The 15,719-nt window shown below is 61.2% G+C and carries 15 protein-coding genes; 6 read left to right on the top strand and 9 right to left on the bottom strand.

The window, feature by feature from the left end:
• The first annotated feature begins 3 nt into the window (after positions 1 to 3).
• The 5 genes from HCZ23_RS14500 to HCZ23_RS14480 all read left to right on the top strand — a co-directional run bounded on the left by HCZ23_RS14500 (position 4) and on the right by HCZ23_RS14480 (position 4,149).
• A complete protein-coding gene (locus tag HCZ23_RS14500) occupies positions 4 to 975 on the top strand; it encodes a type II secretion system F family protein (protein ID WP_175580910.1) in 972 nt (323 codons plus the stop codon).
• A 19-nt stretch (positions 976 to 994) separates the two neighbouring features.
• A complete protein-coding gene (locus HCZ23_RS14495; RefSeq protein ID WP_167602457.1) occupies positions 995 to 1,981 on the top strand; it encodes a type II secretion system F family protein in 987 nt (328 codons plus the stop codon).
• A gap of 45 nt (positions 1,982 to 2,026) precedes the next feature.
• Positions 2,027 to 2,617 (top strand): tetratricopeptide repeat protein, encoded by a 591-nt coding sequence (locus tag HCZ23_RS14490; RefSeq protein WP_254870323.1) that lies wholly within the window; start codon positions 2,027 to 2,029, stop codon positions 2,615 to 2,617.
• Between the two features lie 147 nt (positions 2,618 to 2,764).
• Positions 2,765 to 3,640, top strand: a complete 876-nt coding sequence (locus HCZ23_RS14485; protein WP_167602456.1) for a lipopolysaccharide assembly protein LapB — start codon at positions 2,765 to 2,767, stop codon at positions 3,638 to 3,640.
• A gap of 8 nt (positions 3,641 to 3,648) precedes the next feature.
• Positions 3,649 to 4,149 carry an A24 family peptidase gene (locus HCZ23_RS14480; protein WP_167602455.1) on the top strand — a complete coding sequence of 167 codons (501 nt, stop codon included), beginning with the start codon at positions 3,649 to 3,651 and terminating at the stop codon, positions 4,147 to 4,149.
• A 59-nt stretch (positions 4,150 to 4,208) separates the two neighbouring features.
• On the opposite strand, the gene HCZ23_RS14475 is transcribed toward HCZ23_RS14480, so the two are convergent.
• Positions 4,209 to 5,843 carry a hypothetical protein gene (locus tag HCZ23_RS14475; protein WP_167602454.1) on the bottom strand — a complete coding sequence of 545 codons (1,635 nt, stop codon included), beginning with the start codon at positions 5,841 to 5,843 and terminating at the stop codon, positions 4,209 to 4,211.
• Positions 5,844 to 6,113: 270 nt separating this feature from the next.
• Between HCZ23_RS14475 and HCZ23_RS14470 the strand changes: the two genes are divergently transcribed.
• The gene (locus HCZ23_RS14470) at positions 6,114 to 7,427 is read left to right on the top strand and encodes an ATPase (RefSeq protein ID WP_167602453.1); all 1,314 of its coding nucleotides are present in this window, start codon (positions 6,114 to 6,116) and stop codon (positions 7,425 to 7,427) included.
• Positions 7,428 to 7,504: 77 nt separating this feature from the next.
• Here the strand turns inward: HCZ23_RS14470 and HCZ23_RS14465 are convergent, their stop codons facing one another.
• The 8 genes from HCZ23_RS14465 to HCZ23_RS14430 form a co-directional block, all read right to left on the bottom strand.
• Positions 7,505 to 7,807 (bottom strand): chorismate mutase, encoded by a 303-nt coding sequence (locus tag HCZ23_RS14465; protein ID WP_167602452.1) that lies wholly within the window; start codon positions 7,805 to 7,807, stop codon positions 7,505 to 7,507.
• A 25-nt stretch (positions 7,808 to 7,832) separates the two neighbouring features.
• Positions 7,833 to 8,372 (bottom strand): hypothetical protein, encoded by a 540-nt coding sequence (locus HCZ23_RS14460; protein WP_167602451.1) that lies wholly within the window; start codon positions 8,370 to 8,372, stop codon positions 7,833 to 7,835.
• Positions 8,373 to 8,437: 65 nt separating this feature from the next.
• The gene (gene ftsH / locus HCZ23_RS14455) at positions 8,438 to 10,357 is read right to left on the bottom strand and encodes an ATP-dependent zinc metalloprotease FtsH (protein ID WP_167602559.1); all 1,920 of its coding nucleotides are present in this window, start codon (positions 10,355 to 10,357) and stop codon (positions 8,438 to 8,440) included.
• Between the two features lie 92 nt (positions 10,358 to 10,449).
• Positions 10,450 to 11,709 carry a tRNA lysidine(34) synthetase TilS gene (gene tilS, locus HCZ23_RS14450; protein WP_167602450.1) on the bottom strand — a complete coding sequence of 420 codons (1,260 nt, stop codon included), beginning with the start codon at positions 11,707 to 11,709 and terminating at the stop codon, positions 10,450 to 10,452.
• 10 nt (positions 11,710 to 11,719) lie between these two features.
• Positions 11,720 to 12,556, bottom strand: a complete 837-nt coding sequence (gene ybgF / locus HCZ23_RS14445; protein ID WP_167602449.1) for a tol-pal system protein YbgF — start codon at positions 12,554 to 12,556, stop codon at positions 11,720 to 11,722.
• Between the two features lie 12 nt (positions 12,557 to 12,568).
• A complete protein-coding gene (pal, locus tag HCZ23_RS14440; RefSeq protein ID WP_167602448.1) occupies positions 12,569 to 13,099 on the bottom strand; it encodes a peptidoglycan-associated lipoprotein Pal in 531 nt (176 codons plus the stop codon).
• 97 nt (positions 13,100 to 13,196) lie between these two features.
• Complete coding sequence (tolB, locus tag HCZ23_RS14435; RefSeq protein ID WP_167602447.1) at positions 13,197 to 14,531, bottom strand: Tol-Pal system beta propeller repeat protein TolB; 1,335 nt, start codon at positions 14,529 to 14,531, stop codon at positions 13,197 to 13,199.
• Entirely contained in the window at positions 14,528 to 15,688 is a 1,161-nt protein-coding gene (locus tag HCZ23_RS14430; RefSeq protein ID WP_167602446.1) for an energy transducer TonB, read from the bottom strand. Before HCZ23_RS14430 ends, tolB begins: the two co-directional genes overlap by 4 nt.
• Between the last annotated feature and the right edge of the window lie 31 nt (positions 15,689 to 15,719).

Here is a 15,719-nt window from a genome sequence, read left to right as displayed (position 1 = left end):
ATCATGGTCATTTCTATGGAACCCGTCATTTACATCGTGATTTTCGTCGCGGTGCTGGCCTTGGTCGAAGGCCTTTATCTGGTGGTGTTTGGCAAGTCGATCTCGCTGAATTCGCGGGTCAACCGCCGCTACGAGCTTTTGGAAAAGGGGACAGGCGACCGCGAAGAGGTGCTCAACCAACTCCGCAAGGAGATGAGCCAGCACCTCAAATCGCGCAAGATCCCGCTCTATTCCGTGCTGGCCGAAAAGGCGCAAAAGGCCAATATCGCCTTCTCTCCTTTGCAACTTCTGCTGGTGATGGGGCTGTTGGGGATGATCGCCTTTGTCGGTCTCTCGATTGGCACCGCCGCCTCGCTGCCGATCCGCGTTGTGGTCTCTGTCGCCATGGGCGTGGGCGCGGTCTACGTCTGGATTCAGGCCAAGGCCAAGAAACGTCTCGCGCTCATTGAAGAACAGCTCCCCGATGCGGTCGAACTGATGGTGCGCAGCCTGCGCGTCGGTCACCCGTTTTCCAACGCGCTCAACATCGTCGCCAAGGAGGTCCCCGACCCTCTCGGCACCGAAATGGGCGTGATCGCGGACGAAAGCGCCTATGGCCGCGATGTGGGCGAAGCTCTCAAAGACATGGCCGAACGGCTCGACATGCAGGATTTGCGCTTCCTCGCGGTGGCCGTTGCGATCCAACAGCAATCGGGGGGTAACCTCGCCGAGGTCCTCGAAGGCCTGTCGAAAGTGATCCGCTCGCGCTTCAAGCTTTTCCGCCGGGTCAAGGCCATCACCGCCGAGGCGAAATGGTCCGGCAACTTCCTTTCGGGCTTCCCGCTTTTGGCGCTTTTGGCGATCTCGCTGATGAAACCCGATTACTACGACACGGTCAAAGACACGCCCGCCTTCATCCCGGCCTGTCTGATCGTCGCCGGCTTTCTCGTTGCGAATATTTTCGTGATGAAGAGCCTCGTGAACATCAAAGTCTGAGACGGAAAGGTCACCGATCATGCAAGAGCTGTTTTCTTCCCTCTTGGGCGATCAACTGGGCCCCTTCGGCCCGCTGATCCTGATGGGCACATTGGGCGCGGTGCTGATCCTCTTCACCCTGCCGGTCTTGTTGAAAAAGAAACGCGATCCGATGGATCGCCTGCGCGAACAAACCCAGGCTGCCAAGGATGCCGCAAAGGGCAAATCCCCGGCCAAGTTGCGCTACGACAACCAAAAAGGCGCCAAGCTCGAAAAATATTCCGCTTTTCTGGAGCCCCAGAACGAAGAGGAATATTCCGCCGCCCAGCTCAAGATGATCCAGGCCGGGTATCGCACGAAAAACGCTGTGCGCATGTTCCACTTCGCGCAATTCGCGATGGGTCTTGGCGCGCTGGCGCTGGGTCTGCTCTACGCGTTGATGAAGTCTTCCGAGCAGGAAATGACGCCGAAATCCCTGTTCCTGACCGTGCTTTTGCCCGCCTGTATCGGCTATATGCTGCCGAAATACTGGGTCACGCGCCGGGTGGAGACCCGCAAGGAAGAGATCATCAACGGCTTTCCCGACGCGCTCGATTTGATGCTCGTCTGCGTCGAGGCGGGGCAATCTCTGGACCAGGCTATTATCCGCGTCTCGAAAGAAATCCGCTCCGGCTTTCCGGCGCTGGCCGATGAATTCGAAATCGTCTCCTATGAGATCAAAGCCGGTAAGGACAAATCCGTCGTGCTCAAGGACATGGCCGAACGTTGCGGCGTGCCCGATGTCGCCTCTTTCGTCACCGTGCTGATCCAATCTCAACAATTCGGCACTTCGATCGCCGACGCGCTTCGGATTTATGCCGGTGAAATGCGGGATAAACGCGTGATGCGGGCCGAAGAGACCGCAAACAAGTTGCCTACCAAGATGACCCTTGCCACAATGATGCTGACCGTGCCGCCGCTTCTGATCATCCTGATCGGCCCGTCGGTGTATGACATCTACATCATGCTTGGTGAGAACCAGTTCTGATCCTCGGAACATCGGCCTCTCCGGGCGACAACAGCAAGGGACATCATGTCTCCACGATCTCTGCGCGTGGCCTTCGGGCCCGCGCCTTACGTCTTTCTCATGGGCCTCTCTCTTTTGGCCGCCTGCCAGGACGGCGGGCTGAAACCTCTCAAGGATGCGGGCGATTATGCGCCGGTAGGCGTCGATGCCTCCGAGCAATCGGTGGACGGGCTCATCGTCGGGCACCGGCTGATGGCCGCAGGCGAATATGAACTGGCGCTCAAGGCCTATTACCGCGCCGCGGCGCATCAGGGCATGACGGTGGACACGCTTTCGGCGATTGGGTCCGCCAAGCTCCGGCTCGGGCGATTGGGCCAGGCCGAAGCGGACCTGCGCCGCGCCATCAAGCTTGACGACACCTTTGTGCCCGCCTGGAACAACCTTGGCGTCACCCTGATGGAGCAAAACGAGTTTGGCGAAGCCGAACGGGTGTTCCGCACCGCCTTTGCCCTCGACAGTGGCCAATCTGCCGATATTCGCGAGAATCTGCGCTTGGCGCTCGCAAATCTCGAAAATCCTGAGTATAGTGAGACCTACGAGAGCAATTTCACCTTGGTGCGACGCGGGACCGGAGAGTATCTTATCCTTGCGCGCTGAGACGGTCAGAGATCCGAAAACGGACCGGCGGTCGGAACAAGGCGACAACAAAGACTGAGGCAAACCGGGTCAAAAGGCGCAAAGCCACGAGGATCAATCCTCAGACGCCCGAGCAGAGAAGAGGTGGCAGGCACCATGACGAACATCATGACCCCTATTTTTGCGCGCAAGCGGACCGTGATCACGCTCGCGCTTCTGGGCACCGTCGCCCTTTCGGCATGTCAGAAACCCTTTGGCGGCGATGTGCGCCGGGCCGACACCTCTGTGAACGCCATCGACGGCACCGGGCTCTCGGACATCATGCTGAACGCCGCCGATCCGGCCGAAGCCGTGTCTTATTTCTCGCGCTCCGTAAGCGAAAACCCGGACCGTATCGACCTGCGTCGCGGTCTCGCACAATCCTTGATCCGCGCGGGCGAGAACGATGCCGCCGTCGCCGCCTGGAAAGCCGTGGTCGGCCACAAAGAGGCGACCAACGACGACCGTGTGGACTATGCCGACGCGCTGATCCGCACCGGCGAGTGGAAACAGGCCGAAGCGGAACTCGACAGCGTGCCGCCGACGCATGAGACCTACAAACGCTACCGTTTGGAGGCGATGATCGCCGACAGCAATCAGGAATGGAAAAACGCCGACAGTTTCTACCAGACCGCCGCGGGCCTCACCACGCGCCCCTCTGGTGTGCTCAACAACTGGGGATATTCGAAACTGACACGCGGCGAATATAGAGAGGCTGAAAAGCTCTTCGCTCAGGCGATCACCTATGATCCCTCGCTCTTCACCGCCAAGAATAACCTCGTTCTGGCGCGTGGAGCGCAGGGCAAATACGATCTGCCGGTGATGGACATGTCCCAGACCGAGCGCGCGCAGCTTTTGTACACGCTGGGTCTTGCAGCGGTGAAAGCGGGCGATGTCGCCATCGGCAAAGGCCTGATCAAGGACGCCATCGACACCCATCCCCAGCATTTCGAAGCCGCCGTGCGCTCGCTCCGTGCGCTTGAGGCCAATGTCACCAACGGCTGAGAAACACCATGATTTCCCTGTCTCCTGAGGCCGCGCTCTGGTTTCTCATGCCGGTCGCCGTGGTGTCCTTCATCGCGGCCTTCAATGACCTGAAACGCATGAAGCTGCCCAATGCCGTCGTGATCGCCTTGGGCGCGATCTATGTGGTGATGGGGCCGTTTCTGTTGCCATTCGATCAGTACCTCTGGGGCTTTGCCCATGCGGCGGTGATGTATGTCGTGGCGCTTTTCGCCTATGCCTATCTGGGCGTGGGCGCAGGCGACGGCAAATTCGCAGTCGCCATGTCGATGTTCATCCCCTTCTCTGATCTGGGGGCCGTTCTGACGCTGTTTGCGGCCTTCCTTCTGGGGGCCTTCTTGGCGCATCGCATCGCCCGCGCCATCCCCGCCATTCGTCGCGCGACGCCGGACTGGGTGTCCTGGGAGCACAAGAAATTTCCGATGGGCCTGGCGCTGACCGGGACCATGGTGACCTATCTGGTGCTGGCGGTGGTGATCAGGGCGCTCTGAGTAAAGCGCCAAAAGATCAGAACCAGAGGGGTCAGGTGAGGCCAAAGGGAACCAGCCCCTCACTCCTTCACAATCGGATAGACCAACATCATCGGATCGCGCAGCGGTGGGCGCAGGGTTAGCCCGGCCTGCTCAATCGCCTCCAAAGCATGGCGTTGGGTCGAAACATCGATCGGACAGGTCGGGACGATGATGGCATCGGCATGTTCGATCCCCGGCACGCCGGAATAATACCACGGCGCACCGCCTTCGAGCGGCGCAAAGCCGCCCAGAATCCAGATGCCCGAAGCAATATCGGCCACGAAAAACTCGCTCTCGGGCGGGAAGTTGAAAGGCGGTTGTTTCAACCGGTCCGCCATATAGCTGTGAAGCGCCACTTCGCCCGCCTGAAGCGTACAGCGCGGCAAAGTCTCGCCCAGAAACGTCACCGCCTCAAAACGGTCGCTCTCGATGATATAGGGTTCAAGCTCCGGGTAACGGTCCACCAAGGCCTCACGCCCCAAGACCATGCTCGTGCGGTCGGCTTTGACGAAAATATCCGGAATCTCGGAGCGCGACGCAAATTGCGGCACATAGTCTTCGGTCTCCACCGCCAAAAGCCGGAAGGGGCTTGTCACGATGTTCTGCAACGAGGGCGCGATCAGGGCAAAGGCCACCAGCGCCAGAGCAGAGACCGCATTGCGCGCATCGGCGTTGAACAGCACGCGCTGGCCCCGCATCGGGCGCTGCGCCATCAGCAACAGGCACAACAGGATGAGCCATGTCGGATCATTGCCGAAGTTCTGATAGGTCACGTATATGAACCCCGGCGCGAGGAGCAAAAGCAAGAGCCCCGCCAAGGCCTGCCCAGATTGGCGCAGGACGATCACCGAGAGGATCAGCGTCAGGCTGCCGATCAGGAACCGCGGCGCGTTCATCACCTCGACCAAGGACATCCCCGGTGCGGCGCGCGTGCCCGAGCGTGTGACGGTCAAGAGATCGTTGATATAGGCCGGAAAGAAATCGACGCCGTAAAACGCAACCATGACGACGGCCACCAACAGCCCGGTCGCGATCCCCGCCACGAGGCTGCGCATCGCGCCACGCAACAGGAACCCGAGCGCCACGGGCAACACGAAGGCTACGAAATACGTCGGCTTGATCAGGGCCAGAACCGCCAGCAACAGCCCGGCGATGACGCCTTCGAGCCGCGGCGCCTTTCGATCCTCGAGCGGTGGCAGAACGGCGAGCAGGATGACGATGAAGGATGCCGCCCAGGCCCAGCGGTTGTAATACATCGACACCGAAATCGCGGTGACATTCTCGCCATGCACCACCGCCAGAACCAGCGCCATGACCACCGCACCAAATGCCCAGGCCGAGAGCCCCCGGAGACGCGAGACCGCCACGCGCAGCACCATCGGCGCCATAAGCACGGCAATCAAAATCTGCGCCGAAATAAAGGCCATCCCCATGCCGAGCCCCGCCTGGGCGAAGGCCAGGATCGGCAAAAAGGCCAAAATTCCGATCGGCGTGGAGAAATCGAGATGCGGCACCTGCCCGTCGAGCATGCGCAACAGAATCTCGATCATATGCGCCGCATCGCCTTCGTGCCGGTCGAGGTAAAGCCCGGATTTCGCGAGCGCAACGCCTCCGAACACACAGATCAAAACCGCGAGAAATGCCGCGTATTTTCCGGCCGAAATTCTTGTCATACTGCCTGCCTCATGCACCACGCGCTCGGTTTCGGGTATAAGGCGTTTCAGCGCTGAAATCACACCCGAATTCCGCCGAAAATCTGCTCATCGCCCCGGCGGAGCGCTTTCGTTCATTTTTGCGAAAGATTATGGCCAAACACTGGGCTTTGCATAGGGCATGCGGAAAACCCGTGTCGAAAATCTTGGCTTTGGCGCCAAGGATTCGTACACTTGCGCGCAAAGAGACACCGCGCCACGCCAACGCGCAGGGCAAAGAGAGAGCAGAGCATGAACATGGAAGTCACCCCCAATGTGATCGCGCCGGTCCAGCCGCGGCGCGCGGAGGAGACGGGCCTGTCGCCCGTGATGATGCGCGACATCGTGTTGAAAACGATGTTCCGCACCAACCTCGAACAGGTCTCGCGCCTGTCGCAGGCTCTGGCATTGCCAGTCTCGGTGACGCAGGATCTGGTCGACAGGGCCCGCGAACAGGGCATGATCGAGGCCACGGGGACGATGCACGCTGGCGCGGGGTCAGAGATGGGTTTTCGCCTCTCGGATACCGGCAAGGCGCGGGCCTTGGATGCGCTCAGCCAGTCAGAATATTACGGCGCCATGCCGATCCCGCTTGAGAAATACGCCGAACAGGTCAAACGCCAATCCGTGCGCAACATGAAGGTGACGCGCGATGCGTTGCTGGGCGCAATGGGGCATCTGATCTTGCCACCCGATCTGCTGGATCAGCTTGGGCCAGCCGTGGGCGCCGGGCGTTCGATCCTGATGTACGGGCCGCCGGGGAACGGGAAATCCTCGATCTCCAACGGCATTCGCGATGCTTTGGGCGATCTGATCTACGTGCCGCGCGCGATTGAATACAACGGCTCGGTGATCACGGTTTACGACCCGCTCATGCATGTGAAACGCGAGGATGCGGATGACGATGCGAACGCGCTGCGCAAGACCGCGAACCGGTTCGACCGGCGCTATGTGCGCTGTGAGCGCCCTTCGGTGGTGACCGGGGGTGAGCTGTCGCTCGACATGCTCGATCTGGTGTATAACCCGACCGCGCGGACTTATCAGGCGCCGTTGCAGCTCAAATCCACCGGCGGGATCTTCATCGTCGACGACCTTGGTCGCCAGGAAGAGCCGCCGCAGAAACTCGTGAACCGCTGGATTGTGCCGCTCGAAGAGAGCAAGGATATTCTGGCGCTCCAGTCCGGTGAAAAATTCGAAGTGCCTTTCGACACGCTGGTGATTTTCTCCACCAACTTCCACCCGAACAAGATCTTCGACACCGCCGCTTTGCGCCGGATTTTCTACAAGATCAAAATCGACGGACCGGATCAGGCGGGGTTCCTGAAAATCTTTGCCATGGTCGCGCGCAAGAAAAAGATGCCGCTGGATGAGGCGGCTTTGGTCTATCTGTTGAAAGAGAAATACCCGACCATCGACAATGTCTACGCCAACTATCAGCCGGTCTTTCTGATCGACCAAATGATCTCGATCTGCGAATTCGAGGGCATTCCCTACCAGATGACGCCCGATCTGGTGGACCGCGCCTGGGCCAACATGTTCGTCGAGGAAAGCGAATTCGCGCATTGATGTGAGGCGCTAAAAATCAGAAACGCCTCACAGTCGTGAGGCGTTTTTTGAGTATTTAAGCCACGGAAAAGACGAGATTACGCGCTCGGCCCCAGCACGCGTTCCTCGCGGGCGATCATGGCATCGACCATCAAGGCCCACATCTGACGCGCCAAGGCGGGTTCAAACCCGGCGCTTTCGGCCTCGGCTTCGACCTTGTCCAACACATCCTGAACACGCGCTTCGATGCGCGCAGGCATACCCTCCCCGGGTTTCAACTCCGCCGCACGATCCACATGCGCCTGACGCAGCGCCAAAAGCGCCAGAAGGTCGCGGTCGAGCTGGTCGATCTGCACCCGCAAATCGGCCATGGTGGAAATCTCTTTGGGCGGTTTGAGCATTGGCGTCGTCCTCTTTTCCTGCGCATTAACATGCCTGTGCCGGGCGGAAAAGCGTCAGGCTTTGCAGAGCGTCAGGAAAAAGCCGTTTGAACGGAAACCAGACCCGGCCTTTCTCATCGAACGGATAAGCCTCTTGAAGCGCCGCATCATAGGCGGCAAGAAACTCGGCCCCCTGCCCCCGCGCCGTAAAATGATCGAGATAAGGGCGCAAGTCGGCCGATTGCGTGAACCGACGCACCGGGTGCCCCTCCTCCTCCGAGCCAAGCCGCTGTAGATATTCGGTCTTCCAGATCCGTACCTCCCCCAAAGGCTCCAAAAGATCGGCATAGGCGCAGGGCGTCAGAACACGGGGACGCGCCAAGGTGTCGGGAAAGGCATCGGGGTCAAGCCGATGCGCGATCTCGTGGACCAAAGCATGGGAGGGGGCGCCGTGTTGATAGGGCATTTGAACGGCCAGCCATCCTCCGGGGATCAGCGCCCGCATCAAGCGTGGCAACAAGGCCGTGTGATCCGGCACCCAGTTGAAAGAGGCATTGGCAAAGAGCAAGGCCGTGTCGGGTCCCAATCCATGCCCGAGCCTCCTTCAAAGAAAAACCGCGCCGGACTGCGGCGCGGTTTGTAAGTCTCGGATCAGGCGGTGGGTTCCGGTTCAAGACCACCATCGCTTTTCGGCTTTTTCTTGGTCTTGGGAATTGCGGTGACCGACGGCGTCTCTTCGTCTTTGCCAGAGGCGCCCCCGTCCCCGTCTTCGCCCGGTTGCGGCGGGTTGCCTGCGATCACGCGTTTGATCTCGTCGCCGGTGAGGGTTTCATATTCCAGAAGCCCCAGAGCCAGACGTTCGAACTCCTCGGCATTCTCGGAAATGATCCGGTAAGCCTCGGCATAGCCTTCGTCGATGAAGCGTTTCACCTCTTCCTCGATCAGTTCCTTGGTGTGGGCCGAGACGGAGAAACCCGCGGTGTTACCGGAGTACCCTTCGGCGGCCTCCGCGTAATCGATGTTGCCGACCTTGTCGGACATGCCGTAGCGCATCACCATGGCGCGCGCCAATTGCGAGGCTTGCTGGATGTCGCCGACCGGACCGGAGGAGACCTCGTCTTCGCCGTATTTGAAAATCTCGGCGGCTTTCCCGGCCATGGTCATCGCGATGCGCTGACGCGCCTCGTCTTTGAACATCTGGAGCTTGTCCATCTCAGGCAGGCTCATCACCATGCCCAGAGCGCCACCGCGAGGAATGATCGTGGCCTTATAGACCGGATCGCATTTCGGCAGTTTCATACCGACGATGGCGTGGCCCGCCTCGTGATAGGCAGTCTTTTCCTTTTGCTCGTCGGTCAAAACCATGGAGCGGCGCTCGGCGCCCATCATCACCTTGTCCTTGGCCTGTTCGAAATCGTCCATCGTCACCTGACGACGCCCGATCCGTGCGGCCATCAAGGCGGCTTCGTTCACGAGGTTCGCGAGATCGGCACCGGAGAACCCAGGCGTGCCGCGCGCGATCACACGCAGATCGACGTTCGGACCCAGCGGCACTTTGCGCGCGTGGACGTTGAGGATTTTCTCGCGGCCTTTGATGTCCGGGTTCGGCACGGTGACCTGACGGTCGAAACGGCCCGGACGCAGAAGCGCGGGGTCCAACACGTCACGACGGTTGGTCGCCGCCACGATGATGATGCCTTCGTTGGCCTCGAACCCGTCCATCTCGACCAGCAACTGGTTGAGCGTCTGTTCGCGCTCGTCGTTGCCACCGCCGTAACCGGCGCCACGGGCACGCCCCACGGCGTCGATCTCGTCGATAAAGAGGATACAGGGCGCGTTCTTTTTCGCCTGTTCGAACATGTCGCGGACACGCGACGCTCCGACACCCACGAACATCTCGACAAAGTCAGAGCCGGAAATGGTGAAGAAGGGCACGCCCGCCTCGCCCGCAATGGCCCGCGCCAAAAGCGTCTTACCGGTGCCCGGAGGACCGACCAGCAAAGCGCCTTTCGGGATTTTGCCACCCAGAGCCGAAAACTTCTGCGGGTTGCGCAGGAATTCGACGATCTCTTCGAGCTCTTCCTTGGCCTCATCGATGCCCGCGACATCGTCAAAGGTCACGCGGCCTTGTTTCTCGGTCAAAAGTTTCGCTCGCGATTTGCCAAAGCCCATCGCGCCGCCTTTGCCGCCGCCCTGCATCCGGTTCATGAAATAAATCCACACACCGATGATCAGGAAGATCGGCAGGAAGGACAGAACGAAAGGCATGATGCCGCTTTCTTCCTGCGGCTCGCCTTTGACCTGCACGCCCTCTTCCAAAAGCTGGGACACGAGGCTGTCGTCGCCCGGGTTGATCGTGTATTTGCGCCGGTTGTCAGCACCGGTGAAATACACCCGCTCACCATCGATATCGACGGAGGTGACAGTGCCGTCATCCACTTTCGACATGAATTCGGAATAGGGAACGACTTCTGACGACATGGTGTTCTGATTGCCGCCCAGCACCTGAAACAGGGCCAGGACGAGCATCAAAAGCACGAGCCAGAAGGCGAGATTGCGTGCGTTGCCCAAGGGGATCTCCTCGAAATAATCTGGGGTCGCGTCCATGATGCAAACCAGAGACGCGAAGCTTACCCCTTAAAATAGGCATCCCAGCCCCAAGTTCAATGCGATAAAAGCGATGTGTGGAAACCACCTTTCGGATGGATCAACCGTGCTTGGGCCGCACCATGGTTTGCGAGCGGCGCCGAGATCAGCGTATTGCCGTCAAACACCGCCGGAGAGGCCGCCAAAGTTTCGCGCGGCGGCGCATCTGCGGGGCGTTCGCCCAGTTGCAACAACCCGTCTTCGCCCAGAGCGCGGATGATGAAGTCCTTGTTTTCAAAACCTTCTATCACCCAACGCCCATCCCAAACGGCCCCCGGCAACGCCACAGTGCCCGCAACGGCGGCATGTTCACGAGTGAGGCGAAAATTCTCTTTACCGCCCAAGAGACGCACGCCATGCAGCGTCGCATCGCGCCCGCGCATCATGGCAGAGAGAAATTCCTGAAGCTTCATCCCCCGTGGGCCATACTCCGCCGAGGCAATCCACCGCAGCGCGGCGGCCACCAGACGGCGATTCACTTCGGGGGAGCCTTCGGCGAACCGGCGGCGATCAATGATCAGATCGCCGTGCTCTTCTCGCACGCAATCGAGCGCATGATCATGGGTCGCGAAATCCAGGGCCGAACGCACCTGACCCAGATGATCCATCACCCGGCCCACCACATGCACATCGATGCCCAGTTTGGTGAGTTCTTCCATCGCACGCCGCGCCTTCACCCGCTCAAAGGCCTCATCGTCATTCGACGGATCGTCGATCCACGGCTCACGCAATTCGCGTAGATATTGCCGCAACTCAAAGCGCTCCTGCATCAACAGGGGCCGCACCCAGGTGATGCCGTCAGAGACCCGTCGCCGCTGCATCCCGGTCAACCCGTCGATGCCGGAGGCCCGCGCCAGCCGCATGAAAAACGTCTCCGCCTGATCGTCGGCGGTGTGCGCCAGCGCGATGGTGGAAATGCCGCGCGTCTTGGCCCAATCAGCCATCAGACGATAGCGCGCCCGCCGCGCGGCGTCCTGAAGATTGCCCGAGCCTTTGTAACCCGACCAGTTGAGCGTGGTGTGTTTGACTTTAAGGCGCTCGGACACTTCGGCGACGAATTGTGCCTCATGCGCGGCCTCGGGGCGCAGCCCGTGGTTGACGGTGACAGCCTCAAGCTTGACCCGCTCTTCCGCCGCCCATTCCGCCATCAGATGCAATAGCGCCAGACTGTCGCCACCGCCAGAGACGGCGACGGCCAGATGATCCGGTTTGTCGAAAGAAAACGCGGTGGCCACGAAATGCCGCAGCATCGCACGGTTCGCCGCTTTTTCCTCCATGATCAGACCCTTACAGTGAGCACCCGCGCAGGGATGCGTCGGTTTGGGCCTGAGTTGCCGCCTCGGAACCGGGGAAGCGCGCGATGACTTCGCCGAACATGACACAGCCCTTGTCGGTCTGCCCCAGATCGCTCAAAGCCCCCGCCAGGCGCAGCAAGGCATCCGGCGCGCGGTCGCCTTCGGGGCTGCCGGAGAAACTGTCGAGATAGGCCCGCGCCGCATCCGCCGTTTGACCCGAAGCCGACAGGGCTTCGCCGCGCATGAAATGCGCCTCGCCGGTCAGGTAGCCGCCGGTGTAGGTCTGGGCGAAATTGCCGAAAGCCGTCGCAGCCTCCGGGTATTTGCCGTTGGTATAGAGCGCCATCGCCGCATCGAAATCGCTTTGTTCAGAGAGTGCCAGATCGCCCCCCCCGTCCATCGGCGGCTCCGCTCCCGGTGTCGGCACGACCACATCCGTGGCCCCCGCTTCGCCCCCGATCGGTTTCAGCGGCGGCAGGTTCCCGATGTCACAGCCCGCTTCCAGCTCGCAGAGCCGGAAGTTCAGGTCGTCCAACTGGTTCGTGCCATCGCTCACCACCCGGTCGATGCGGAATTCCAGCGCTTCGATCTTGGCCGTCAGATTGGCCAGCGCCGCCTCCATCAAATCGACACGCTCCAGCGTCCCCGCCCCCGCAAACTGCGTGTTGGGCGCACCGGTGGTGGAGAGCTCGCGCTTCAGCGTGTTGATCTCGACGGAAAGCACGGCGGCTTCTTGGCGAATATCGGCGAGCGTCTGCGCATCCTGCGCGAAGATCGGGGTGCCGAGCGTCAAAGCACTCAGCGCGGCGGAGAGGAAAAGCGCTTTCATCGTGATCGGCCCTTACATGCCCGCGCCAGCGGCCAGCACGGTCACAGCACGGCGGTTCTGGCTATAGCAGGACTCGTCGGAACAGATCGCGAGCGGACGTTCCTTGCCGTACGGAATGGTCTTGAGACGCGCGGGGTTCACGCCCTGATTGATCAGATATTCCTGCACGGAGGCCGCACGACGGGCAGACAGCGCAAAGTTGTAATCGCGCGTGCCCTGTTCGTCCGCGTGGCCTTCGATGATCGCGGTGTAGCCCGCGTTTTGCGCGAGCCAGTTGGCCTGACCGGCCAGAACGGTGCGCGCCTCATCGGACAGCGTGGACTGGTCCACGGCGAACAGCACGCGGTCGCCGATGGTCTGGTTGAAATAGGCGACCGAGGTCGGGTCAGACGCCGTGCCCGCCAGCGCGCCATTGGCACCCGCGCCCGCGCCATTGGCGCCACCACCCGCGCCGAACCGGCCGGGGTTGGTACAGGCCGAAAGGCCCAGAGCTGCGATCAAAAGGACGGCACGCGAGGTGCGGGAGGTGAGGAATTTGGTCATGAGGATCTTCCTTTGCGGAAACTCGAAACTGCTCTTCGGATGGACTATAACACCCTCCCCGCGACTTGGGGAGGGTGACACGATTATTTCAACAGGCTCATTTCAAAAGCGGCGACCAAGCGGCGTCGGACGCCCCCGCGTTGGTCGGCACGCGCTTGAGATTGCGGCCCGAAATATCCACCGTGTAAAGCGCGCTGGCGCCCGAGGCCCCCTGACTTTCGCGGGTGAACATGATGACGCGGCCGTTGGGCGCCCAGCTCGGACCTTCATCGAGGAAGGAGGCCGTCAAAAGACGCTCCTCGGAGCCATCCGTGCGCATCACACCGATGTGGAAGCGGCCCTGGTTTTGTTTCGTGAAGGCGATGAGATCGCCCCGTGGCGACCAGACCGGTGTGCCATAGCGTCCCTTGCCCGCCGAGATGCGCCGCGCTTCGCCGCCATTCGCGGGCATGATGTAAAGCTGCTGCGTGCCGGAGCGGTCGGATTCGAACACGATCTGGGACCCATCGGGCGAGAAGGACGGCGCGGTCTCGATCGCGGGCGTGTTGGTCAGACGCACGTTCTGCCCGGTCGCAATGTCCATGCGGTAAAGATCGGTGTTGGTGCCGGTCGACATGGAATAGACGATGGACTGACCATCCGGCGAGAACCGCGGTGCAAAGGTCACGGCCTCGGCGGGCACCGGCAAGCGCGTGCGCGTCACCGTGCCGACATCGAGCATCATGATCTGCGGCGTGCCGTTTTCATAGGAAGTATAGAGCACCCGGTCGCCTGTGGGCGAGAACCGCGGCGCGAAAACGATGAAATTGTCGTCGGTCAGGTACTGAAGCCCTGCCCCGTCGTAATCCATCACGCCCAGACGTTTCAGACGGTCGTTTTTCGGCCCGGTCTCGGAGACGAACACCACACGGCTGTCGAAATAGCCACCTTCGCCGGTGATCCGGCTATAGACCACATCGGCCACCTTATGCGCGATCCGGCGCCAGCTTGTCGTCGAGCCGCCCAGTTGCAGCCCCGATCCCAAAGGGGCTTCGGCGTAGATGTCGAAGACGCGGAATTTCACCGACAGGTTGCCCGAGGCATCCATGCCAACAGCGCCCGTCACGAGGCCCTGCGCATTGATCGCTTTCCAATCCGCGTAGGACACGGGCGCGCTGAAATTGGTGACCTGCGAGATATGCGCCGAGGCCGGGATTTCCCGGAACAATCCGGTGCCGACCAGATCGGCGGCGATCACTTCGGAGATTTGTTGTGCGTATTCTGCGGCTTGCGGCGTCTCGGCGATGAAATCCGGCAGCGCGAGCGGCAGCGGCTCGATCACACCACGGGTGATGTCGAGCTTCAGGGGACCCGGGTCCTGTGCCTGCATCGGCGCAGCGCCAAAGGAGAGCGCGCAGGCAAGAGCACAGGCAAGTGTCGTCAGGCGTTTCATTTGTACCTCATCTGTTCGGGATCGAACGTCATTTCGATATTGCGCCAATGCGCGTATTTTTCCACCGGCAACGGAAAACCGCTTGAACCACAGCGGATAATCGCCCGTCGGGCCACTTCGAACGCGGCTTGCGCACCCGCCTCAGAGCCGCCCGAATGGGACAAAAGTTTGATGGAGCCGTTCTGCGGCGTGCCATCTTCGTTCATCTGGACACCGACCGTGATCGTGGTCCGCATCGCCTCCGTCGACATGGCGCCGACGTTCCAACATTGCGACACCGCCACCCGCATGCCTTCGCGCTCGCCAGAGGTGAGCGGTGGGCCGGCCGGCCGCTCGGGCGCGGCAGGCGTGGCGCTTTCGGCAGCCAGAGCGGCGGCGGCCGCAGCGGCGGCTTCGGCCACGGCATCTGTGTTATCTTGCGCCTGTTGCGGTTGCTCTTGCGGCTGCGGTTCCGGTTCCGGCGCACGCGCGGCCTCTGCCTGTGCGGCCAGATTGGCCGGACGCGATTTCGGACGCGGCGACGAGGTCATGCCCGAAGGTCTTTCGGCCTCCGTCACGATTTCCGTCGTGGTTTCCTGGGGTGCTGCCTCTTCGACAGGTTCCTCGACCACCTCGGGGCTTTCGCTGTCCTCATTGGCGGCTTCGACCGGGGCTTCAGAAATCTCCGGCTGCGGCTCGGGCGCGGTGACGACCTGATCGGAAATGCGCGGCACCGGGCGCGGCATCGGGCGCTGATCCGGGATGTCGGGCATATTCGCGCCGGGGTCTTCGAGAGAAATCTCCGGTTCGGACTGCGGCGTGGGCGGTGTCGGCGTCACCTCGACGGGCGGCGTCACGCTGGTTTGCGGCTCGGGCGGCGCGTCGGGCGTATCGGGCGGCGGCGTCACAGGGGGCGTGCTTTCGGGGGAGGCCTCTTCTGTGGGCGTCAGATCGGGCGCAGCCTCGGTTTGGGGGGCCTGCAACTGCGGCGCATTGTCGAAGTTTTCAGGCGCCGTGCTGCGCTCGACCAGGGCGGCGAATTCGGACTCAGAGATCAGCGCGACCTCTTGCACGGACACGTCCTCCGGTCTCTCGGGGCGCAAGAACAGCCCCCCGAAAAGCATATAGGCGATGAGGCCCAGATGGCCCGCCCCAGAGATATATTGGCCCGCGTTCACGCCGACTGTTCCCTAGTTTCCAGTTTAGTTT

The organism is Celeribacter sp. HF31 (assembly GCF_011806455.1).
GTDB lineage: Bacteria > Pseudomonadota > Alphaproteobacteria > Rhodobacterales > Rhodobacteraceae > Celeribacter.
Note: the sequence above shows the minus strand (reverse complement) of the source record. Positions and strands in the feature narration are given on the sequence as shown.

What these genes read in the sequence shown, in the direction of transcription:
- HCZ23_RS14500 (WP_175580910.1), top strand. Translation starts at nt 4, where the DNA reads ATGGTCATTTCTATGGAACCCGTCATTTACATCGTGATTTTCGTCGCG.
- HCZ23_RS14495 (WP_167602457.1), top strand. Translation starts at nt 995, where the DNA reads ATGCAAGAGCTGTTTTCTTCCCTCTTGGGCGATCAACTGGGCCCCTTC.
- HCZ23_RS14490 (WP_254870323.1), top strand. Translation starts at nt 2,027, where the DNA reads ATGTCTCCACGATCTCTGCGCGTGGCCTTCGGGCCCGCGCCTTACGTC.
- HCZ23_RS14485 (WP_167602456.1), top strand. Translation starts at nt 2,765, where the DNA reads ATGACCCCTATTTTTGCGCGCAAGCGGACCGTGATCACGCTCGCGCTT.
- HCZ23_RS14480 (WP_167602455.1), top strand. Translation starts at nt 3,649, where the DNA reads ATGATTTCCCTGTCTCCTGAGGCCGCGCTCTGGTTTCTCATGCCGGTC.
- HCZ23_RS14475 (WP_167602454.1), bottom strand. Translation starts at nt 5,843, where the DNA reads ATGACAAGAATTTCGGCCGGAAAATACGCGGCATTTCTCGCGGTTTTG.
- HCZ23_RS14470 (WP_167602453.1), top strand. Translation starts at nt 6,114, where the DNA reads ATGAACATGGAAGTCACCCCCAATGTGATCGCGCCGGTCCAGCCGCGG.
- HCZ23_RS14465 (WP_167602452.1), bottom strand. Translation starts at nt 7,807, where the DNA reads ATGCTCAAACCGCCCAAAGAGATTTCCACCATGGCCGATTTGCGGGTG.
- tilS (WP_167602450.1), bottom strand. Translation starts at nt 11,709, where the DNA reads ATGGAGGAAAAAGCGGCGAACCGTGCGATGCTGCGGCATTTCGTGGCC.
- ybgF (WP_167602449.1), bottom strand. Translation starts at nt 12,556, where the DNA reads ATGAAAGCGCTTTTCCTCTCCGCCGCGCTGAGTGCTTTGACGCTCGGC.
- pal (WP_167602448.1), bottom strand. Translation starts at nt 13,099, where the DNA reads ATGACCAAATTCCTCACCTCCCGCACCTCGCGTGCCGTCCTTTTGATC.
- tolB (WP_167602447.1), bottom strand. Translation starts at nt 14,531, where the DNA reads ATGAAACGCCTGACGACACTTGCCTGTGCTCTTGCCTGCGCGCTCTCC.